The 237-nt window shown below is 33.8% G+C and carries 1 protein-coding gene; it reads right to left on the bottom strand.

The genetic code is table 11. The features are described from left to right. The coding region (locus tag GNF10_RS39655) for an amino acid--tRNA ligase-related protein (RefSeq protein ID WP_369009424.1) at positions 1-237 on the bottom strand (237 nt) is incomplete at both ends.

Below are 237 nucleotides of genomic sequence, written 5' to 3' on the forward strand. Positions count from 1 at the left end.
CCATTATATTGTACTTTAGCTGACCCAAAAACTTCTTGAGCAATATGTCTGACCATATTTTCAGTTAAATCCATTATATCATGATAATCAGCATAAGCTTCATACAATTCAATCATTGTAAATTCAGGGTTATGTCTTGTAGACACACCTTCATTACGAAAGACTCTGCCTATCTCGTAGACTTTTTCAAGACCTCCGACAATTAATCTTTTCAAATGTAGTTCTATAGCTATACGC

Origin of the sequence: Nostoc sp. UCD121, from assembly GCF_014222285.1 — a bacterium.
GTDB lineage: Bacteria > Cyanobacteriota > Cyanobacteriia > Cyanobacteriales > Nostocaceae > Nostoc.